Source organism: Steroidobacter gossypii (assembly GCF_016801985.1).
Classification (GTDB): domain Bacteria; phylum Pseudomonadota; class Gammaproteobacteria; order Steroidobacterales; family Steroidobacteraceae; genus Steroidobacter; species Steroidobacter gossypii.
On sequence record NZ_JAEVLS010000005.1, the window covers coordinates 433661 to 455089 of the forward strand.

Annotated in this window: 15 protein-coding genes; 9 read left to right on the top strand and 6 right to left on the bottom strand. The window is 62.7% G+C overall.

Features of this window, described 5'->3' with window-relative positions; translation table 11 throughout:
• The first annotated feature begins 88 nt into the window (after positions 1-88).
• From JM946_RS22280 to JM946_RS22305, 6 genes are all read left to right on the top strand, one after another.
• Positions 89-2020 (top strand): outer membrane protein assembly factor BamB family protein, encoded by a 1932-nt coding sequence (locus tag JM946_RS22280; protein ID WP_203169583.1) that lies wholly within the window; start codon positions 89-91, stop codon positions 2018-2020.
• Between the two features lie 22 nt (positions 2021-2042).
• A complete protein-coding gene (locus JM946_RS22285) occupies positions 2043-3227 on the top strand; it encodes a DUF3089 domain-containing protein (RefSeq protein WP_203169584.1) in 1185 nt (394 codons plus the stop codon).
• Between the two features lie 401 nt (positions 3228-3628).
• Positions 3629-4885 (top strand): HAD family hydrolase, encoded by a 1257-nt coding sequence (locus JM946_RS22290; RefSeq protein WP_203169585.1) that lies wholly within the window; start codon positions 3629-3631, stop codon positions 4883-4885.
• Between the two features lie 162 nt (positions 4886-5047).
• The gene (locus tag JM946_RS22295) at positions 5048-7237 is read left to right on the top strand and encodes a M3 family metallopeptidase (RefSeq protein ID WP_230979902.1); all 2190 of its coding nucleotides are present in this window, start codon (positions 5048-5050) and stop codon (positions 7235-7237) included.
• Between the two features lie 77 nt (positions 7238-7314).
• Entirely contained in the window at positions 7315-8028 is a 714-nt protein-coding gene (locus tag JM946_RS22300) for an FKBP-type peptidyl-prolyl cis-trans isomerase (protein WP_203169586.1), read from the top strand.
• A 37-nt stretch (positions 8029-8065) separates the two neighbouring features.
• A complete protein-coding gene (locus JM946_RS22305; protein ID WP_203169587.1) occupies positions 8066-8689 on the top strand; it encodes a thiol:disulfide interchange protein DsbA/DsbL in 624 nt (207 codons plus the stop codon).
• A gap of 356 nt (positions 8690-9045) precedes the next feature.
• On the opposite strand, the gene JM946_RS22310 is transcribed toward JM946_RS22305, so the two are convergent.
• Together JM946_RS22310 and JM946_RS22315 are read right to left on the bottom strand one after the other, a co-directional pair.
• Complete coding sequence (locus JM946_RS22310) at positions 9046-9774, bottom strand: DUF481 domain-containing protein (protein ID WP_203169588.1); 729 nt, start codon at positions 9772-9774, stop codon at positions 9046-9048.
• Positions 9775-9904: 130 nt separating this feature from the next.
• Entirely contained in the window at positions 9905-10645 is a 741-nt protein-coding gene (locus JM946_RS22315) for a hypothetical protein (RefSeq protein WP_203169589.1), read from the bottom strand.
• A 168-nt stretch (positions 10646-10813) separates the two neighbouring features.
• Between JM946_RS22315 and zapD the strand changes: the two genes are divergently transcribed.
• On the top strand, positions 10814-11623 hold the full coding sequence (gene zapD, locus JM946_RS22320) for a cell division protein ZapD (RefSeq protein WP_203169590.1): 810 nt from the start codon (positions 10814-10816) through the stop codon (positions 11621-11623).
• Between the two features lie 7 nt (positions 11624-11630).
• On the top strand, positions 11631-11825 hold the full coding sequence (gene yacG, locus JM946_RS22325; protein WP_203169591.1) for a DNA gyrase inhibitor YacG: 195 nt from the start codon (positions 11631-11633) through the stop codon (positions 11823-11825).
• 23 nt (positions 11826-11848) lie between these two features.
• Here the strand turns inward: yacG and JM946_RS22330 are convergent, their stop codons facing one another.
• Positions 11849-14053 (bottom strand): prolyl oligopeptidase family serine peptidase, encoded by a 2205-nt coding sequence (locus JM946_RS22330; protein ID WP_203169592.1) that lies wholly within the window; start codon positions 14051-14053, stop codon positions 11849-11851.
• Positions 14054-14188: 135 nt separating this feature from the next.
• Here JM946_RS22330 and JM946_RS22335 point away from each other — a divergent pair, with 135 nt between their 5' ends.
• Positions 14189-16399, top strand: a complete 2211-nt coding sequence (locus JM946_RS22335) for a S9 family peptidase (protein WP_203169593.1) — start codon at positions 14189-14191, stop codon at positions 16397-16399.
• On the opposite strand, the gene JM946_RS22340 is transcribed toward JM946_RS22335, so the two are convergent.
• The 3 genes from JM946_RS22340 to JM946_RS22350 form a co-directional block, all read right to left on the bottom strand.
• On the bottom strand, positions 16400-17470 hold the full coding sequence (locus JM946_RS22340) for a glycerophosphodiester phosphodiesterase (protein WP_203169594.1): 1071 nt from the start codon (positions 17468-17470) through the stop codon (positions 16400-16402).
• Between the two features lie 2 nt (positions 17471-17472).
• The gene (locus JM946_RS22345; RefSeq protein WP_203169595.1) at positions 17473-20316 is read right to left on the bottom strand and encodes a TonB-dependent receptor domain-containing protein; all 2844 of its coding nucleotides are present in this window, start codon (positions 20314-20316) and stop codon (positions 17473-17475) included.
• 93 nt (positions 20317-20409) lie between these two features.
• A complete protein-coding gene (locus JM946_RS22350) occupies positions 20410-21369 on the bottom strand; it encodes a FecR family protein (RefSeq protein ID WP_203169596.1) in 960 nt (319 codons plus the stop codon).
• Positions 21370-21429 lie beyond the last annotated feature (60 nt).

Sequence of the window (21429 nt, forward strand, 5' to 3'; positions counted from 1 at the left end):
TGCGTCGAGACAATCGCACCACCCCGCCTTTGACGTTTCTTTTTACGAGCCTGGCGTCGAATCCGGTAAACAGCACATCGGGGGATTCATGCCGACACTGTTCATGACCGGACATTCGTTCTGTCGCAAGGTTTTCGCACGCGCCGCGACAGCGCTTGCTGTCGGATTCATTCATCACATTGCATCAGCCGCTGAAGGGCCGGGGCCCGATGCGCGCGCCAATCATCCTGGCCGCGCTGTGTATCAAACTTACTGCGCGACCTGTCACAACATCCCTGGCACGCGCGCGCCCGCGCTATCAGCCCTGCAGCTCATGAGCGCACAGTCGTTGCGTCTCGCTTTGACACAAGGAGTGATGCAACAGCAGGGCTCGCTCGTTCCCAAAGACAAGATGCCTCTGCTGCTGGAATATCTCGCCGCGGACGATGCCGATAGCAACTGGACCGCCGCAATGATGTGCGCCGGCGGCGAGCGCAACGTCGACTTGAACCCGCCGGCCTCGCTGAGCATGTTCGGCGTGGATCACAAGAATAGCCGTCGCATGAGTGCGCAGCAGGCCGGGCTCAGCAGCAAACAATTGCCGGATCTCGAGCTCGCGTGGGCGATCGGCTTCCCACAAACGACCTCGCTGCGCTCTTCGCCGGTGATCGTCGGCCCGACCATGTTTTATGCGCCGGCGCAGAGCGGTAAGCTGCTCGCGCTCGACATCGAGAAGGCGTGCGCCAAATGGGTTTATGACGTCGGCGTAGCAGTGCGCAGCTCGGTGTCGTATGGAGACATCGGCTCGCGTAAAGCGCTGATCCTTGCCGACGCTCAGGCTCAAGTGCACGTGGTCGACGCCAGGACTGGCGAGCGCATCTGGAAAGCCAATGGCCGTCACGATGCGACGGGCACTATCACCGGCGCTCCGGTGCTCTACAAAGATCGCATCATCGTGCCGGTCTCCTCTTCAGGTGTCGGCGCAGGCGCGAATCCCAAACACGAATGCTGTGTCGGTCACGGCGCCGTGGTCGCCCTGGATGCGGCGACTGGCAAACAGCTGTGGACCGCGCACACGATGGAAGACGCGCAGTACACCGGCAGGACGAGCTCGATCGGTGTGAAATTGCGCGGCCCTTCGGGCGCGCCGATCTGGTCGACGCCCTCCATCGATAGCGAGCGCGGGCTGGTCTATGCGACGACGGGACAAAACACTTCGTTGCCTGCGACGCAGACCAGCGATGCGGTGCTGGCCATCGATCTCGCCAACGGCAATCTGCAATGGACGTTTCAAGCGCTGGCCAACGATGTTTGGAATCTGGCGTGCCGCCCCGAGCCGGCGCAGTCCGGCCCCAATTGCCCCAGCCCGGCGGACAGTGTTTTGAAGGACTTTGACTTCGGTGCCGGCGCCGTGCTCGCTCGAACTCGCGACGGCAAGGACATCGTGCTCGCCGGTCAGAAGTCCGGCGACTTGTGGGCGTTGGATCCGCAGCAGAACGGCAAACTGCTGTGGCGGCAACGCTTCGGCGACGGCACGGCGCTCGGCGGCATCCACTGGGGTCTCGCCATCGACAGCGAATATCGCGTATTCGCGCCGATCAACGATCCGCACTTCCCCGAGATCGAGGACTATGTGCCCCAGCCAGGCATGAACGCCGTCGACATCGATACTGGGGCGGTGTTGTGGCGCAAGCCGGTGACTGCCGATTGCAGCAACGGTCGCAAAGAGCGATTCAACTTGTGCGGCGAGAAGTATGGGCTGTCGGCCGCGCCACTGGTCGTGGACAAGTCCATCGTCGCCGGTGCCCTCGACGGACGCGTCTATGTCTTCGACGCAGCCACTGGCGATATCGTTTGGCAGTACGACACCCTTCGCGATTTCTCGACAGTGAATGGAATCAAGGGTCAGGGTGGCGGCATCGATTCGCATTCGGTGTTTGCGGGCAGCGGCATGCTGTTCGTCGCTTCGGGCTACGGCGGGTTCCGTCAACCGCCCGGCAATGTGCTGCTGGCGTTTCGTCCCAAATCCAAAGCTCGCTAACGGACTGTGAAGGGGGATCATCATGTCGAACGTCATCATTCGAGCTTCGCTTGCGGTGTGTGGTGTGTTACTGGGCGCGAGCGCTCTCGCGCAGTCGTCCTCGCCGCAGAGCGCGCCGCAGGCTGCCAACGATTACAGCAAGCCAGAGACCTGGCTGTGTCGACCGGGGCGCAAAGATTCATGCGCGGTGGATTTGACGACGACTGTCATCGCAGCGGATGGCAACTTGACCAAAGAGCCGTTCAAGGCGAATCCGGATGCGTCGGTCGATTGTTTCTATGTCTATCCGACGGTGTCCAACGATCAGACTCCGAACAGCGACATGAACGCAGGGCCCGAAGAGCATGCGGTGGTGCGTGCTCAGTTCGCGCGCTTCGGTTCGAAGTGTAAATTGTATGCGCCTTTGTATCGGCAGGTCACGCTAAAAACGTTGCGTGCCGCGATGGCAGGCGGTGCCGGGTTTCCGGCGGATCGCATGCTTGGTTACCACGATGTGCTTTCGGCTTGGAACTATTATTTGCAGCACGACAACAAGGGTCGGGGCGTGGTGTTGATCGGGCATTCGCAGGGCTCGGCCGTGCTGACGCAGCTGATCAAGAATGAGATCGATGGCAAGCCGATTCAGTCCAGGATCATTTCGGCGCTGCTGTTGGGGACCAACGTCGCCGTGCCCAAAGGTAAAGATGTGGGCGGCGCGTTTCAACACATGACCTTGTGCCGTTCTCCTTCGCAGCTTGGCTGCGTCATTTCGTATGCAGCCTTCCGTGCGGATGTGCCGCCGCCTTCGAATTCTCGCTTCGGCCGCGTGCCTGAAGATGGGATGGTGGCTGCGTGTGTGAATCCGGCTGCGTTGGACGGTGGCAAGGGACAGATGCATGCGTACTTGTCTACGGGATCGAACGGTGTGAGCACCTCGTCTGCTGCGCCCAAGCCCTGGGTTTCCACCGGGCAGACGATCGACACCCCGTTCGTGAGCGTGCCTGGGCTGCTCACTGGCGAGTGCATTTCCAACGAGGCCGGTTCGTATCTTGCAATCACCACTCATGCGAATCCTTCCGACCCGCGCACGGATGAGATTCCCGGCGACGTCGTCGCCAATGGTGTCGTGCTGAAAGATTGGGGCCTGCACCTCATCGACGCCCACGTCGCCATGGGAAACCTGATCGACGTGGTCGCTGAGCAGTCGAAGGCCTACCTGAACAAATAACGCGGCCGCATTCTTTTTTCATCTCTCCCAGTTATTTACTTTCCCCCACTTACGCGAGCCGCCTCCGGCGGCTCTGCGCTCTGCGACCTCGCACGCATCTGCCCTCTCTTCGCCACTCCACCATCGACGCAGCGTAGCCACTCTTAGCATTGACGCCGCCCCATCAAGAACAAACGCGGCGGCGTTACACTCATGACCGCACAACCGGCGCAAAACCTCAAGATGCGCGCGGTGAGTGCAACGAAGCCACTCTTAGCGCGGCGCAGCCCATTCAAAAAAAAATGCGGCGGCGTTATGCCCGTGCGGTGATTCGATCTACACATACCGCTCACCGCGAGAGCGGAACTGACAAATCGCCTGCGGCGTTCCGCCCGTGCGTTTTCTCACGACGAGAGCCGGCCATGCGATACCTCGCGCTGTGCACCGACTATGACGGCACGATCGCCCGCCATGGAGTCGTCGACGAGCCCACGATCGACGCGCTCGCGCGGCTGCGTGAATCGGGCCGAAGGCTCATCATGGTCACGGGTCGCGAGCTGCCCGAACTGAGGACAGTGTTCCCGCGACTGGATCTATTCAATCTGGTGGTGGCGGAAAACGGCGCCCTGCTCTACAACCCACAAACCAAAGAAGAAACGCCACTCTGCGAGCCACCGTTACCGGCCTTCGTAGAAGCACTGAAAGCGAGAAACGTCGCACGACTCAGCGTGGGAAGAACCATCGTCGCCACCTGGGAGCCGCACGAACAAGACGCACTGGAAGTGATCCGCGACCTGGGCCTGGAGCTGCAGGTGATATTCAATAAAGGCGCGGTGATGATCCTCCCCTCCGGCGTCAACAAGGCCACCGGCCTGAAGGCGGCGCTCACGCAGTTGAATCTGTCCGCACACAACGCCGTCGGCGTCGGCGATGCGGAAAACGATCACGCCTTTCTCGGTATCTGCGAATGCGCCGTAGCGGTCGCTAACGCGCTGCCCTCGCTGCAAGGCAAAGCAGACTTTGTCACCCAGGCAACCCACGGCGCCGGCGTCACGCAACTTATCGAAGAGATGCTCGAAGACGACCTCGCCTCACGTGAATCATCGCTGCGTCGTCATCGCATCCTGCTGGGGCACACATCCGCAGGCGAGCCCGTGCACTTCTCCCCATATGGTGCGAACGCTCTGATCACTGGCGGCAAAGCGAAAGTGGCGACCGGGATCGTGCAGCGCTTGTGTCAGCATCAGTACACCTTCTGCCTCATCGATCCCGAGGGAGAACACGACAGCGTCGAATCCGCGGTCGTGCTCGGCAGCGCCGAACATCCGCCCGACATCGACGAATGCGAACAGTTGCTGTGCAAGCCCGATCAGAATGCAGCGATCGATCTGAGCGCCGTCGCGCTCAACGAGCGCCCCGAGTTCTTGCTGACTTTGTTTGCTCGGCTGCGCGACCTGCGCGCCCAAACGGGACGTCCTCACGCGCTGATCGTCGATGAAGCGCATCGAGCGCTGCCATCCAACTGGCAATCAGAGGGTGTTCGGGACCAGTTGAATAGCGTACTACTCGTGAGCACCGCGCCGAATCAGCTGCCGAAACCTCTGCTCCGCGCAGTGGATGCTGTACTCAAGTACGCCGAAGATGAACCGTCCAAGGATCGCCAGGTCGCAGCGTCATGAAGCAGTGGTTGCGCGGAACCCGACCAAAGGGCGAATTGCAAGCACTATTGTTAAGTGTGTAAGGATTTTAATCCGGCAGGCGGCCCGGCCGGCGGCCGCTCTTGCTGAACGGGCGCGCATTTGTAAATCTCGCTGCCTTGCTTCGGACACCGATAAACACTCATGCCAGCCAAGACACTCGCCGCCGCGGTGCTAGCCGCGACGCTCGGAACGATGACCATGAACGCAACCGCCGCCCCCTCAGTGCCTCCCGATAGCCGCTTGTCTGCCGACAATCCGTTCGCGCGCGAAAGCACTTTGCCCTACAAGTGGCCGCCGCTCGACAAGATCCAGAACTCGCACTACGTGCCGGCGCTGGAAGCGGGCATGGCCGAGCAGCGAGCGGAAGTCGCGGCCATCGCCAGCAACAACGCCGAGCCGACCTTCGAGAACACCATCGTCGCCCTGGAACGCTCCGGCCAGTTGCTGAATCGCGCCGCCACCATTTTCTTCGCGCTCAGCTCCTCGAACACCAATCCGGACATCGAGAAGGCGCAGACCGAAATGGCGCCCAAGCTGTCGGCCCACTCGGATTCGATTTATCTGGATCCGGCCTTGTTCGCGCGCGTGAAGCGACTGTACGAGCAGCGCCAGTCGCTGAAGCTCGATCCCGAATCGTTGCGCTTGCTGGAGCGATATCACACCAACTTCGTGCGCGCGGGCGCCAATCTGTCCGAGGCGCAGAAAAAAGAGCTGCGCGCGCTCAACGAGAAGATCTCTTCGATCACCACCGAGTTTCGTCAGCTGGTGCTCAAGGGCGACAATGCTGCCGCCATCGTGATCGACGATCGCGCCGAGCTCGACGGGCTCAGCGATGCGCAAATCGCCACCGCCGCCGAAGCCGCAAAGAGCCGCGGCCTCGAAGGCAAATGGGTGCTCACATTGTTGAACACCACCGGCCAGCCAGCGCTCGCGCAGCTCAAGAACCGATCAGTGCGCGAGCGCCTGTACAAGGCGTCCATCGGTCGCGGCTGGGGCGGCGAGTTTGCGACCACCAAAGCCATCGCCGAGATCGTCAAGCTGCGCGCCGATCGCGCCAAACTGCTGGGTTATCCGAATCACGCTGCCTACGTGCTGGAAGACGAGACCGCGCTCACCGCCGACGCCGTCAACAGCATGCTGCATCAACTCGCGCCCGCCGCGGTCGCCAACGCCAAGCGCGAAGCGGCCGACATGCAGAAGCTGATCGATGAGCAGGCCAAGGCCAACGGCACGCCGAGTTTCAAGCTGGAAGCGTGGGATTGGGATTTCTACGCCGAGCAGGTGCGCGCCAAGAAGTTCGCCTATGACGAAGCGCAGGTCCGCCCATATTTCGAGATGAACCGCGTGCTGGTGGACGGCGTGCTGTTCGCCGCGCAGGAGCTGTACGGTCTGAAGTTCAAAGAACGCAAGGACCTGCCCGTCTATCAAGAAGACGTGCGCGTGTTCGAAGTGTTCGATCACGACGGCGCGCAGCTCGGAATGTTTCTGTTCGATCCCTACGCCCGCAGCAACAAGCGCGGCGGCGCGTGGATGAACAGCTTCGTCGAGCAATCGCGACTGTTCGGCAATAAGCCGGTGGTCACCAACACCCTGAATATTCCCAAGCCGCCGGCCGGCCAGCCGACCTTGCTGACCTGGGACGAGGTGATCACTGCATTCCACGAGTTCGGCCACGCCCTGCACGGCTTGTTCTCGGACGTGCAATACCCGCAGTTCGCCGGCACCAGCGTGCCGCGCGATTTCGTGGAATATCCGTCGCAGTACAACGAAATGTGGGCCACCGAGCCGCGCGTGCTGGCGAACTATGCCAAACATCACCAGACTGGCGCCGCCATGCCGAAGGAGCTGATGGACAAGGTGCTGGCCGCGCAGAAGTTCAATCAGGGCTACGCCACCACCGAGTACCTGGCCGCGGCGATCCTGGATCAGAGCTATCACCAGCTCGCGCCCGGCAAGACCCCGAGCGCCGGCGAAATCGCGGCATTCGAAGCGGACGCGCTGAAAGCGGCGCAGATCGACTTCGGGCCGGTGCCGCCGCGCTATCGCTCGACCTACTTCCTGCACATCTTCTCCAACCCGATCGGCTACTCGGCGGGTTACTACGCCTACATCTGGAGCGAGGTGCTGGCGCGGGACACCGAGCACTGGTTCAAGACCCATGGCGGCCTGAAGCGCGAGAACGGCGATCTGCTGCGCGCCAAGGTGCTGTCCAAGGGCTTCAGTGCGGATGCGCTGACCATCTTCCGGGATTTTTATGGCAAGGCGCCGGAAATCGGGCCGCTGCTGGAAGCCCGCGGCCTCACCGGAGGCGCCGAGGCGACCGCTAACTGAACGAGCGGCGGACGCATTGAAAGGGCGGCCAATGCTGTATGCTGGCCGCCCTTTTTTCTCACCGGATAAGGACTCCCATGCGCGCGTTTCTAATTGCGACCGTAGGGTTCGTGCTGTTCGTGGTGGCGGTAAAACTGTTCGCGACCGACGACGCCAAGGCCAAAGCTGGCTCGGCCCCGACCGCCAGTGCTCCGCTGACCGGCAGTGAGGACGACAAGGCCTTGTACGCGCTCGGCGTGGCCGTCTCGCAGAACATCGTCTCGTTCGAATTCACGCCGGCCGAGCTGGAAAAGGTGAAGCAGGGATTCACCGACGGCGCCCTCGGCAAGACGCCGCAAGTGGACGTGCAGTCCTACTTCTCGCGCCTGCGTGAGATGCAGCAGACCCGCATCGCCGCCACTGCTCAAAAGACGCTCGACAAGCAAGCGGCCGAGCCCGGCGCCAAGCGCATGGAATCCGGCCTGATCATCACCACCGTCAAGGAAGGCTCGGGCCCGACGCCGAAGGCCACCGACACGGTCAAGGTGCACTATCACGGCACTCTGCCCAACGGCAAAGTGTTCGATAGCTCGGTCGAGCGCGGCGAGCCCGCGACCTTTCCGCTGAACGGCGTGATCCCGTGCTGGACCGAAGGCGTGCAGCAAATCAAGGTGGGCGGCAAGAGCAAGCTGGTGTGCCCGGCCAGCATCGCGTATGGCGACCGCGGCGCGCCGCCGGACATCGGCCCGGGTGCGACGCTGATCTTCGATGTCGAACTGCTCGGCATCGAGAACGCGCCGGCTGCGCAATAAACTTCGCCGACCCGACAACACTACGGAGAGAAGAACTGTGATTTCCGCGGCCCGGATTCTGTTCGCGCTGTTAGTTTCGGTAGCGGCAGTGGCTGGCGGCGCTGTGCAAGCCGCGCCGGTGCAGGGCACCGACTACACCCTGGTCTCGCCGCCCCAACCGCAGCTCACCCAGGACAAGGTCGAGGTGATCGAGTTCTTCTCGTACGCCTGCCCCCACTGCGCTCATCTGCAGCCGCTGCTGAACGAGTGGAAGGCCAAGCTGCCGGACAACGCGGTGCTGGTCAAAGTGCCGGTCTCGTTCGGTCGCCGCGATTGGGGGCAGCTGGTGCGGGCTTACTACACGCTGGAAGAAACGGGCGATCTGCAACGGCTCGACGATGAGCTGTTCGCTTCCATTCACGAGCAGCGGCTGCGGTTGGCGGATGTGGATTCCCTGGCCGCCTGGGCCGCGCAGAACGGCGTCGATGCAAACAAGTTCCGCACGACGTTCAACTCCCCAGAAGTCACGCAGAAGGCGCTGCGTGCTGAGCAGTTGTCGCGCGATTACAAGATCAACGGCGTCCCCACGATCACCGTCGCCGGCAAGTACCGCGCCCAAGGCAAGGACTACCCCGACATGCTCCGCGTCGCCCGCGAGCTGATCGACATGGCCGCGAAGTAATGTTCAGGCATCACCTCCCTTCCGGAGGTGATGCCATGCCCTCGCACGGATCGGGCGGCGTGACCTTCACACCCACCACTGCCTCGGCCGCCCATGACCTTCGCAGGAAACCACTCCTCTCCGCGCCGCCCCTGACCTTCGCAGGAAACCACTCCCCTTCGGGCCGCCCCTGACCTTCGCAGGAAACCACTCCCCTTCGGGCCGCCCCTGACCTTCGCAGGAAACCACTCCTCTCCGGGCCGCCGGTGACCTTCGCAAGGAACCACTCCTCTCCGGGCCGCCCGTGACCTGCCGCAGGCAGGTCACAAAAAAAATGTTTGGGCGATGTCCCTGCCGAAGGCAGGGACATGAGCCTCTTATTTGATGTCGTAAACCAAGTTAATCGTGGTCAACGTATCGGTGTTCTCGAACTCCGACGGCGGATCGGTGTTATGGCGCACCGAATACCCCAGCGCCAACGCCAGCACATCCGTCATCTTCACCTGCAACGACAACTCGTTCTGCACGAACGTATTGTCCGCGCCCGACTCGACGATGAACTTGTTGATCAGGTTGGTGGTGGCCGTGAACTGATGATCCAGATCGAGCGTGGCGCGAAACACCACTTCCTTGTCGCTGTCACCCTCCTCGATCAATATGCCGGTTTCCTCGTCGAAGGAATCGCGCGTTTCGATGAATTTGTAACCGGCGCCGAGCGTGCCGACCATCTTGGTGCTGGGGCTGTCGAAGAAGCGGCGGCCGATACCGTACGACGCCGTGGCCTGGTATTCGAAGCCGCTGAACTCGTCCTGTTCGTAGCGCCCTGCGCCAAACAGGAAATTCCTTGCCGTGAACTTCCAGTCCGTTTGCGCGGACAGTTCCCAGCGATTGGCCGTCTTGCCTTCCTCGTCGGAGGCATACAGCGCGGCGGCGCCAGCCGTGTTCTTCCAGTTGTCGGTCTCGTTGGTGAGCTGCACCTTGGCGTTGGCCGTCTCGGTATCGGTATTGCCGCTGGCAATCACCAGGCCTGCCTCGCCCTTGCCGGTCCAGTCCGCATGCACTGGCGCGGCGGCGGCCAGCATGGCCGCGAAAACCCATCGTCGCATCAATCGAACTCCGTGAAAAAAAGCCGCCCGCCCCGTCAGCAAACCGCGGGACAGTATCGGGCGCGGTATGGAAGCAGAATACGTAGATGCTTCCAACTAAAAAATCTTCGAGCGTCGCCTGGCGGCGACGTCACTGAAACGACACCACCGGCGGCTGGCCGCTGTGCGCGGCTTCTTGGGAGGCGGTGGCAACACGCGAGTAACAAGCGTCGGCCCCGAGCGTGCGATGAAACGCTTCACCGCTCATGGACTCGTGCGTAAGCGCTGCAACGGCCGGCTCGCCGAGATAACAGGCCAGGTAGCGGATCCTCAGCGCGCCGCCCTGCGGCTCCGCCAGCGCGTAGGTGCCGGCGATGGGAGCGTCGTGCTCCGGCATTCGATGCAACGTCGGACGAGCCAAAGCGCTGGTTAACACCAGACCCGACGTTTCGTACTGCCATTGGGCCTGGCGCGCGCCGGCGGTGCAGATCGAACGGGCCGAGTCGCACCATGCGAGCAGGACCACGATCGGGCGCTCGCATTCGTTATCCAGGAACCAGCGACGCGGCTGGGTGTTCGTCGCATGCAACGACTTGATGCAAGCGGTCGCGGGCCACTGCTCAGCCGTGCCGAGGTCGGCGACCGCGACGGGCTCGCCCTTGCGGGTCTCGGGCTGGGCCTGTTGCAGCTCCGGAAGCCACGCCCGCCACGTGGCGGAGGTAGAGACGATGGCAATCGCGCTCGCGCCAAGCAGCAGCACCAAACCCATGCCACCGAGCCCCAGCGACAGCGCGGAGGCGCGGCGCTGCTCGGTCAACCACTGGTTGAATAACCAGCTACCCAGCGAAGCAGCCAGCGCCAATAGCAGCAGAATCAGTAATGCGGTAAACATTTCCGATCCCATCCTTGCAGCCCATCGCAGCAGCCCATTCCCGGCAGCCCATCCCCACGGGACGGGGGCAATGCATGCCAGCAATCATATGACCGCATCCAGAGGACGGCGTGCCTCGAAATCAAAAAGGGTTTTTCAACGGCCGCCTACTGCTTCACAATCCACGGGATGACTCCGTCCGATCGTTCACGCCAAAGCCACGGCCGCGAGCAGGCGCCCGGCCCCGTCTATGAGCAGCCGCTCAACGAGCGGATGCGGACTTTTCTGCGACTCGATTTTCTTTATCAGCAAGCGCTGTACCACGAAGAGCGCGAGGATGCGTGGTCAACCCGCGCCGCGATGAGCGCGCTGCTGGAAATTCTGGCCATCACCGCGCGCGGCGATATTCGCAGCGAAGTGCTCAAGGACCTCGAGCGTCAGATGGCTGTGATGCACGACTACACCACCCGCCCGGGCGTCGACACGTCGCGGCTCAAGGCGGTGCTGAACAACTTGGGCCGGCTGCGCACCGAGCTCAATTCGGTGGGCGCGCTGTTCATGCAGCGGCTGCGCGACTCGGAGTTTTTGAACTCCATCAAGCATCGCAGCACCATCCCCGGCGGCACCTGCGAGTTCGATCTCCCGGATTACCGCCATTGGCTGGATCAGCCGTTCCCGGTTCGCGCCAAAGCGTTCGGCGACTGGATGGCCACCATCCGGCCGCTTTGCGATGCCGTCACCGAACTGCTATGGCTGACGCGCGAGGCCGCCCGGCCCCGTCCGGAAGTCGCCACTGGCGGCACCTTCCAGATTGCGTTCGAACGCGAGAATCCCTGTCAGCTGCTGCGGCTCGCATTGCCGGCGGGCACGCAGCTGTTTCCCGAAATCAGCGGCAGCCATCATCGCTGCAGCATTCGCTTCCTGTCGTGGAACGATGTGAATTCGCGGCCGGTTCAAACCACAGAGGACGTGCACTTCCAGATCAGCGTCTGCACTTGAGACCGACATGACTGTGGTTCGATGCCCCACCTGCGACCGTCCCGTCGAGTGGACGGAGGCTTCGCGCTGGCGCCCGTTCTGCAGCGAGCGCTGCAAGCTCATCGATCTGGGCGCCTGGGCCGCCGAGAAACACGCCATCCCGGGCGAAGTCGTCGAAACCGACGACGGTCCCAAACGTCACCGCGAGAGCGACGACGAATAGCCGCCGCTCCCGCCGAACTGCGATCAGCCGGCGTCCGCCTGCCGGGTCAGCCTCTGCATCTGTTCCATCCCCAGCGACTTGACCAGGAACGCCCACTGATCGGCGTAGTCCTCGATCTGCATCCACACCGGCTTGCCGGCCCCGTGCCCGGCGCGCGTCTCCACTCGTAGCATCACCGGGTTGGGACAGCTCTGCGCGGCCTGCAAGGTGGCGGCGAACTTGTAGCTATGCCAGGGAACCACGCGATCGTCGCGATCCGCGGTAGTCACGAGCGTCGGCGGATAACAGACCTCTTTCACGTTATGCACCGGCGAATACGCCAGCTGCGCACGGAATTCCGCTTCGTTCTCGCTAAGGCCGTAATCGCTCGACCACTGGCGCGCGTTGGCGCTCGGCGTGTGATAGCGAAGCATGTCCAGCACGCCCACGGCGGGTAGCGCCGCCCCAAACAAATCCGGACGCTGGGTCAGCACGGCGCCGACCAGCAGGCCGCCGTTGCTGCGGCCCCGGATCGAGATTTTCGCGGGTGAGGTGTACTTCTCCGCCACCAGGCACTCGGCGGCGGCGATGAAATCGTCGAACACGTTCTGCTTGCGCAGCTTGGTGCCGGCTTCGTGCCAGGCCTCGCCATATTCCGAACCGCCGCGCAGATTGGCCACCGCGTAGACGCCGCCCATCTCCAGCCACACCAGCACCGGCACGCTGAACGAAGGCTTCTGGGCGATGTTGAAGCCGCCATAGCCGTACAGCTGCACCGGGTTCTGTCCAGTCAGCTCCAGGCCCTTCCTGTGCGCGATGAACATCGGCACCCTGGTGCCGTCCTTGCTGTTGTAGAACACCTGCTTGACCACGAACTGACCGGTGTCCGCCGCCAGCTTGGGCGCACGCCACAGCTCGGTCGCGCCGGTCTTCAGATCCAGCCGCGACACGCTCATGGGCGTCAGGAAATCGGTATAGGCGAAGAACGTTTCGTTGTCCTGCACGTCGCCGAAGAAGCCCAGCGCGGTGCCGAGGCCCGGCAACTTCACGTCGTACTGCGCCTTGCCGTTCAGATCGAACACGCGCACCAGCGAATGCGCGTCCTGCAGGTACTGCACGATGATCTTGTGACCGACCAGGGTCACCTCGTCGGCGGAGAACGGCGTTTCCGGCACAACCACCCGCTGCTCGGCGGTCGCCCCCTCGGCCCCCACTGGAATCGCGATCACCCGCGCGTTGGGCGCATCCTTGTTGCTGCGGATATAGAAAACATCGTCGACGGCGGCAATGAATTGATAGTTGGCGTCGAAGCTGTCGATCAGGCGCACGGTCTCGCCCTGGGGCGTGCCGTCGGCCGCGATCTTCCGATAGTAGATGCCGGTGGATTGCGAGCCGTCGTACAGCCAGAACACGACGTAGCGACCGTCATCCGAGATCTGCACATACGGATTGCGCGTCGGGTGATCGGTGACTTTGAAGACCAGGGGGTCCCGAGCGGCGTCGGTGCCAAGCTTGTGCCAGAACACTTCGCGCTGCCTGGTGTCGTCGCCCTTGCCCTCGGCATTCAACGGGAAGCGCGCGTAGTAGACCGACTTGGAATCGGCGGTCCACGCCACCGGCACGAACTTCACGTGGCGCAGAACGTCGGGCAGATCCTTGCCGGTGGCCACGTCGCGGAAGTGCCAGGAACGCCAGTCGGTGCCGCCGTCGGACAGGCTGTATGCAACCAGTCGCCCGTCGGGGCTGGGCACGAACTCGCCCAGCGCCACGGTCGCATCCTTGCTGAGTTTGTTCGGATCGAGCAGCACGCGCGGCTCGCCGTTCAGCCGCTCGGTGACATACAGCACGCTCTGATTCTGCAGACCGTCGTTACGCAAATAGAAGTAACGATCGCCGCGCTTGAGCGGGATGTCGTAGCGCTCGTAGTTCCACAGCTGGGTCATGCGCCGCTTGATGTGCTCCCGGGCTGGAATGGCTTCCAGATACGGCTGGGCCAGCGCGTTCTGCGCCTGGATCCAGCTCCTGGTGTCGGCACTGTCGGGATTTTCAAGCCAGCGATACGGATCGGGCACGCGCACGCCGTGATAGGTATCGACATGCTCGATGCGTTTGGTCGCCGGATAGGCAATGCTCGGAGCGGAGCTCGGCCTGGCGGCCTGCTCGCTACTGGAGGCGATTTGCCTGGCGGGCTCGGTGCCGCACGCAGCGAGCAACAACAAAGCGGGCAGCAGCGGGATGGTGCGTTTCATGGCTCTCGTCATGGCTTTCCAGAGCGCTTAGTGTAACGTCGCGATTCCTTTTCCGGCGCAACTCTCATGCGGTATACAACGACCTGCGTCGCACTGATTGCGACTTGTCTGCCCCCTTGCTTGTTAGGCCTGCCCGTGTCCGCCGAACCCCTCACCGTCGAACGCATCTTCGCCGATCCCGATCTGGCCGGTCCGCGGCTGCGCGAGCCGAAGTTCTCGCCCGACGGACGCTATGTCACCTACCTGCAGGGCAAGACGGACAACAAGGATCAGCTGGATCTGTGGGCGTTCGACACCCGCAACGGTACGGCGCGCCTGCTGGTCGATTCCCGCAAGCTGGTCGGCGACGAGAAGAAGCTGTCCGCCGAAGAAGAAGCGCGACGTGAACGCCAGCGCACGGCGTCGTTACGCGGCATCGTCGAATATGAGTTCTCCAGCGACGGCAAGCGCCTGCTGATTCCGCTCGGCGGCGATTTGTATCTATACGATCTCGATGCGAAGGCCGAGCCGGTGACGCGGCTCACCCACAGCGAATCGTACGAGACTGACGCCAAGCTCTCGCCGGGTGGCCGCTATGTCAGTTTCATTCGCGATCAGGATCTGTTCGTGATCGATCTGCGCACGCGTCAGGAGCGCGCCATCACCACCGATGGCGCAGGCCTCGTGCAGAACGGCGTCGCGGAGTTCGTGGCGCAGGAAGAGATGGGGCGCGACACCGGCTACTGGTGGTCGCCCGATGACGCGCACATCGCTTTCACTCGCATCGACGATGCGCCGGTGCAGGAAGTAGAACGTTTCGAGATCAACGCGGACGGCGCGCGCATGTTTCGGCAGCGCTATCCTGCGGCCGGCACGGCCAACACCAAAGTCGAGCTGAAGGTTGCCACCCTCGCGACCTCCAAAGTCGCCGACCTCGTTATCGGCCTGGGCGACGGCTATCTGGCGCGCGTCAAATGGTTCCCCGACTCCAAGGCGCTGGCCGTTCAGCGCCAGACCCGCGATCAGAAAAAACTCGAGCTGCTGAAGATCGACTTGCGCAATGGCGAATCGCGCGTGCTGCTAACCGAGACCAGTCCGCACTGGGTGGAACTCAACGACGACTTCAGATTCCTGAGTTCCACGCCGCAGTTCGTCTGGAGCTCTCGGCGCAGCGGCTACAAGCATTTGTATCTGTACGATCTGGACGGCAAATTGCTGCGGCCGTTGACGGACGGTGAGTGGATGGTGGTGGGCGACGGCTCCGAGAACGGCCTCGTCGGCGTCGACGAGGACGCGGGTCGCGTGTACTTCCTGGGCACCAAGGACTCGCCCCTGGAGCGTCATCTGTATTGGACCTCGCTGAACGGCTCGAGCAAGGTCACTCGAGTCTCGAAAGAGGCCGGCTGGCATGATGTGAAACTACTGCCCGGCGGGCGGGGCTATCTCGATGTGCATTCCGCGCCGGAGCAACCGCCATCGGCGAGCATTCGCAAGCTCGACGGCTCGCTCCAGCATTGGCTGCTGCGCAATCCGCTGGACGCCACGCACCCCTATCATCCCTATGTTTCCAATCATGTCGCCGAGGAATTCGGCTCGGTCACGGCCAGCGACGGCCAGCAGCTCTACTACCGACTGCTCAAGCCCGCGAACCTGCAGCCGGGCAAGAAATATCCCGCCGTCATCGACGTTTATGGCGGGCCGCACTTCCAGTATGTGCGCAAGGATTGGATGGGCGGCGCGCGGGCGACACAAGGTTTGTTTCGTCAGGTGATGGCGCAGAACGGCTTCGTGGTGCTCACGCTCGACAATCGCGGCTCGGGCTTTCGCGGCAACGCTTTCGAGACTGCCATCGCTGGCCGCACCGGCAAAGTGGAGATCGACGATCAGCTGCGTGGCGTGGAATATTTGAAGTCCTTGCCGTTCGTCGCGGGCGGTCGCATCGGCATCATGGGCTGGAGCTACGGCGGCTACATGTCGCTCATGGCGCTCACCACGACCAAGGCGTTTCGCGCCGGCGTCGCAGGCGCGCCCGTCACCGACTGGGCGCTGTACGATACCCACTACACCGAACGTTACCTGAGCACTCCGCAGGCGAACGCCGACGGTTATCGCAACAGCGCCGTTATTCCCTACGTGGATTCATTGCACGGCTCGCTGCTGCTCGTGCATGGCATGGCCGATGACAATGTACTGTTCACTCACAGCACGCTGCTGATGCAGAAGCTGCAGTCGGCGAACAAACCGTTCGATGTGATGACCTATCCCGGCGGCAAGCACGGCCTGGTGCGGATGCCCCAGCAGGGGCGGCACTACTACGAGATGGTGTTGCGCTTCTTCAGTCGGGAGTTGAACAGCCCGGAGAGTTGATCACCGCGCTCGCGCGCGGACCGCAATGTCGGGATAGTCAGTGAAAATTCCGTCCACGCCGAGTGCATATAGGGCGCGGAAATACTTTTCCGCGTCACCGTGTTTGGCTTGGTAACCAGCCGCACTTGGATTTCCGCGGCGTAGATCGGTTGGCAGCGCCGGGTTCTCGGCGCTGACACTCCATGGATGCACAAACAATCCGGCGGCATGTGCATCGGTCACGAACTGCGTTGGCGCTATGAGACGACCGTCGCGATCACGCGGCAACAGCAGATCCAGCTCGGGACCGACACCGTCGGCAAAGCTTGCGATCTTCCGCAGGCCCGCGGGCGAATACACATCTGACCAGGCTGCAATGCCGTTCGCCCGCAAAATCTCGGCTGGCGGCGGCACGCTATTGATCAGAAACACGCACCGGAGTGGCGTGAGCTGGCGCAGAGACTGCAACGTCTGTGGCCAGAACGACTGCAGGAACACCGGCGCGTCGCGACGATTCAGATCGTTCGCCGCCAACGTCTCGACCAGCTTGCGCTCCATCGGCAGACCGATGCTGGCGTGGTAGTTGGGGTTTTTGAGCTCGATGTAGAGTCCGACAGGGCGCCCCGCGGCCCGAACGAGGTCGATGATTTCCTGCAATGTGAGTATCTGCTCGCGACCATCGTGGGATGCGCTTACAGGCCGCCGCGCCGGAGCACGCTCTCTCGCGCGCAATGTCTTGATCTCCGCGAGCGTGAAGTCCTCCGCAAACCAGCCGGTGAAGATTTCGCCTTCGATGGTCCGCGTGGTGCGACGGTCGGCGAATTCGGGATGAGCGGCGACATCGGTCGAGACGCCAATCTCATTCTCGTGTCGCGCGACCAGCACCCCGTCCCTGGTCATGACCAGGTCCGGCTCGATGTAATCCGCGCCCTGCTCGATGGCTAGCAGATAAGCAGCGCGCGTGTGCTCCGGCCGATAGCCGCTTGCACCTCGATGCGCGATGACAATGGGCGAATCGACCGACGCCGCGATGGCGGGCGCGCCCACCAGACACAGCACTGCGAGCAACCCACCGAGCCAGAGTTTGATCATGATCAGCGCCGGATGGAAAAGCGAATGCCGTAGTAACGCGGGTCGCCAAGCACGTTGGTGGGCAGCCCGATCGAGCCGCCGGCGCTGCCCGCCCCCTTGCGGTAGACCTCGTCCGTCAGATTGCTGACGAAGGCTTCGACATCCCAATGGCCACGGTCCGGGACATATCCCAGCCGCAGGTTCAACAATCCGAACGACTCCTGGAACTCGTCCACGAGCAGATCGGGAACGATCTGGCCGGCTTGCAGCTCGGGGCGGTCGTTGTCGTCGGCAAAGAAAATCTTGGAGCGCCAGGTGTACGTCGGCCGGAATTCGACCATGCCCGCCGGCGCCGGCACTCGCAGGATCGCGCCCAGCGAAAACATATGATCGGGAGAGCGAGCGAAGCGATTGCCCTCGTACGCGCCTCGGATGAAGCGCGTGTGGTTGTACGCGTAGTTTGCGAACAGCTCGGAGGATCCGAATGCGCGCCACATGCCCTGCAACTCCGCGCCATACGCGTCGGCTGCGCCCGCGTTGGTTGTAACGAAGCTCGAGCCGATCAGCTCGCGCGTCTGGAAATTGTCGTACTCGTAGTAATACAGCGAAGTATCCAGGCGCACAGCGCGCTCGCTGGATTCGAACTTCAAGCCCAATTCATAGGTATCCGCCGTCTCGGCGGGTGCGACTGCGAACACAGGATTCCCATCCGGTGCTGATGGAGCTGCGGCGGAGAGCACAGCCGCGCGGCGCCCGCGCGCGTAGCTGCCGTAGAGATTGAACTGATCGGCCAACTGATATCTGCTCGCCAGGCGCCAGGTGAATCCATCGTCATCCAGCGACTGACTGAAGATCGAGCCGTTGCCGGGCGTCGGCTGCGCATTGATGCCGAAGTACGGCAACGGCGCACTCAGATCGGCGCCGAATGCCGTGAGCCCGTTGAGAAGCGCGCGAGCTGTGGCGATTCCAGCCGGAGCGCCACTGGCGGCGAGTCCGGACGCGCCGACGATGCCGCCGAGCACACTGCGCCCGGCAACGGAGCTGCCCCACCGAGTGACTTTGTCATCGCGTGTGTAGCGAACGCCCGCGCTGACTTCCCAGCGCTCTTGCGGGCGAAACGTCATATCCGCGAATACATCGTAGGAATCCGTATCCGCGGTGTTGTCGTTCGTTTCGACGTGCGCTGGATCGAGCTGCGAAGCAAGGGCCGCCGCCTGAGATGCGTTCAGCAGGATATTGCCGCGCGTCTGTTGAGCGATCAGTCCCTGCACCAACGCGCCGGTGAACGCCGTGTTGGCAAACAGGGACGCGGGCGCGGGCGTCGTCGCCGGCAGCCCAAGCAGCGGGCCGCCGTTGAGCATGCCCGTGACTTGCGCGAGCAGCATGCGCTCATCGAAGCGCACGTCCACCTTGGATCGAGCCCGTTCCCGGTAATAGTTCAGGCCCACCATGCCGGTCACCGGCCCGCCCGTATCGAAGTTCAGCCGCAATTCCTGATTGAAGAAGCGACCGCCGTTGTCTTCCATGTTCGTGAACAATGGCAGGGAGATGCCGTCCGCGTCGTAGACCTCGATGGAATCCACATCGCGATAGCCGCTGATGGAATTGAGCGTCACGGCATCGTTGAGCCGATATTCCAGGAGCGCGGTGACGCCGGCATACTGCTGATCTACGCCAAGATCGTGGCCGGTCGCGAAACCTTCGGGAACCGACAGCCACACGGCATCGTCGGTACCAACGCCGGCGAGCACTTGTCCCGTGACCGGATCGGTCGGGCTCAGGTACATCGACTTGAAACCGGTGCCGTCGGTGCGCTCTTCCTGATAGTTCACGATCAGATCGGCGCTCAACCGATCGCCGCTGCGCAGGCTCATCACAGCGCGATAAGCGTTCAGCTCGATCGAGTTGAGATCGCCCTCCGCGCCGGGCGCGAGGTTCTCCTGATAACCGTCGCGCTCGCGATGTCGGGCGGCGATCCGAAAGGAGACGCTATCGCTCAACGGCACATTCAGCATGCCGTCCGCCAGCATATAACCCAGGTTGCCGCCCTCGACGGCCGCGGCGCCCGTCAGTTCCGGCGTGGCGCGTTGTTGAATGACATTGATGCCGCCGATCAGCGCGCCACGACCGAACAGCGTCGACTGCGGCCCCTTGGACACTTCCACGCGTTCGATGTCGAACAGTTCGACGAAGGATCCGCGCGACTTGGAGATCGGCACGCCGTCCTGAAATACGGCCACGCGCGGCTCGGTGAACGAATCGCCTCCAGAAGAGGTAATGCCGCGCATCACGAAGATCGGGTTGTTCGGCGATTGATCCTCGATCAGCAGTCCAGGCGTATAGAGCGAAACGTCGCGCAGCGTCACCGCGCCCAGATTTTCCAGCGCATCGCCGCTGAACGCCGTCAAGGCGAATGGCACGTCCACGGCCGACTGCTCCCGCCGCTGAGCTGTGACGATCAGCTCTTCGATTTCGATCGGCGCGGCAGCAGATGTTTCGACGCGAGCGCGTTCTGTCGGCCGCGTCGGAACAGCACTCGCGCTCGCCGCTTCACGCAGCAAAATGAGGCCGCCGTCATCGGTGCCGATTTCGAGACCGCTGCCCGCCAGCAAACGAGTCAAGGCCTCGCGGCTGCTCATTCGCCCCTCGACGGCTGGCGAGCGACGGTTAGCGACGATCTGCGCCGGATAGGCGATCTGCACACCGGCTTGCTTCGACCACGTGTTGAGCGCGAGGCCCAGCTCCTGAGCCGGAATGGAAAACGCAATTTCGTGCGTCGCCGCCGCTGTTTGCGCGGCATGCGTTACCACAGGCACGCCCAGCGCCAATGCGATGTGCGCACTCAACAACCAGATGCTCGACTTCACTGCGCCATTCCTCTGCCGTGCTCATGGGCGGCGTACGTGAAGCCAGACGCACAAGCGGCTCGCCACCGCCAAGCGGCAGCAAATATTTTTTATTTATGTCTTACGCACCAATACCACGGCGCCGTCTGATTGCACGGACGTTACACGAAGCGTGATTTCGATCGCGCGCAGGAAGGTGCTGACGTCGGCCGAGTTGAAACGCCCGCCGATGCGCAGCTCGCCCACTGCTGGATCGAGAATCATCAGCTTGCGTTGCAGATATCGATTGTACTCGGCGACCGCGGCCGACAACTGAGTGTCCTGAAATACAATCTCGCCTCGCTGCCAGGCCTCGATGGCGTCCAAATCCTGTTCCGATACGGATTGCAGCGCCGTCGCGCCGTCTGCCGCGAGCAACCGTTGCCCGGCGGTCACGGCGATCGCTTTTGCGGGCGGTGCGCGCAGCTGTGCGGCTCCTCGCACAACAGTGAGATCGAGCATCCTGTCGACGAAGCGTGCGTTGTAAACGCCAGCCGAGAGTAGAGCCTCGATGTTGCTCGTCTCTATCCATAACAGGGCCGCGGTCGCGGCGACTCGCACGGCGATTTCGCCGTGGTCGAGCCAGAGCTTCACTGCGTTGTTAGAAGCACGCCACGAGAGCGCGGTAGCGGTGTTCATGTCCAGGCGCACGGATTGCGGCAGGTCCAGCGAACGGCGCTCGCCGGTGCTGGTTTCCACTGTTTCCCGGGCCAGCGACTGATAGGTGATGAGACCCGCCGCGCCCAACGTCATCGCTCCAGTGAACCAAGCGATTGCGCGGCGCCGGCTCACCACTGTGCGTGGCTTGTCGGCGCGTTCAATGACCGTACCTGACCAAGCTACGTCTTCCACCGCAGACCACGTACTTGCAATTCTGGCGAACGCAATTGCGTGCGCGGGATCGGCGTCACGCCACCGCTCGAACTCAGCCACGTCGGCGGTGTTGGAGTCGAGCTGCGCGCGCCAAAGCGCCGCCTCCTCCAACAGAGTCTCGCGTCGGCTGGCTGATGCGATTGCTGGTGGCTGCTCGTTCATTCCCCTGGACGATCGTTGGCGCGGGTCATGAAGGTGAGACGCTCGGCGCGCGACTCACCG

Coding starts and splice junctions, on each gene's coding strand:
- JM946_RS22280 (WP_203169583.1), top strand. CDS start 89: ATGCCGACACTGTTCATGACCGGACATTCGTTCTGTCGCAAGGTTTTC.
- JM946_RS22285 (WP_203169584.1), top strand. CDS start 2,043: ATGTCGAACGTCATCATTCGAGCTTCGCTTGCGGTGTGTGGTGTGTTA.
- JM946_RS22290 (WP_203169585.1), top strand. CDS start 3,629: ATGCGATACCTCGCGCTGTGCACCGACTATGACGGCACGATCGCCCGC.
- JM946_RS22295 (WP_230979902.1), top strand. CDS start 5,048: ATGCCAGCCAAGACACTCGCCGCCGCGGTGCTAGCCGCGACGCTCGGA.
- JM946_RS22300 (WP_203169586.1), top strand. CDS start 7,315: ATGCGCGCGTTTCTAATTGCGACCGTAGGGTTCGTGCTGTTCGTGGTG.
- JM946_RS22310 (WP_203169588.1), bottom strand. CDS start 9,774: ATGCGACGATGGGTTTTCGCGGCCATGCTGGCCGCCGCCGCGCCAGTG.
- JM946_RS22315 (WP_203169589.1), bottom strand. CDS start 10,645: ATGTTTACCGCATTACTGATTCTGCTGCTATTGGCGCTGGCTGCTTCG.
- zapD (WP_203169590.1), top strand. CDS start 10,814: ATGACTCCGTCCGATCGTTCACGCCAAAGCCACGGCCGCGAGCAGGCG.
- yacG (WP_203169591.1), top strand. CDS start 11,631: ATGACTGTGGTTCGATGCCCCACCTGCGACCGTCCCGTCGAGTGGACG.
- JM946_RS22330 (WP_203169592.1), bottom strand. CDS start 14,053: ATGAAACGCACCATCCCGCTGCTGCCCGCTTTGTTGTTGCTCGCTGCG.
- JM946_RS22340 (WP_203169594.1), bottom strand. CDS start 17,470: ATGATCAAACTCTGGCTCGGTGGGTTGCTCGCAGTGCTGTGTCTGGTG.
- JM946_RS22350 (WP_203169596.1), bottom strand. CDS start 21,369: ATGAACGAGCAGCCACCAGCAATCGCATCAGCCAGCCGACGCGAGACT.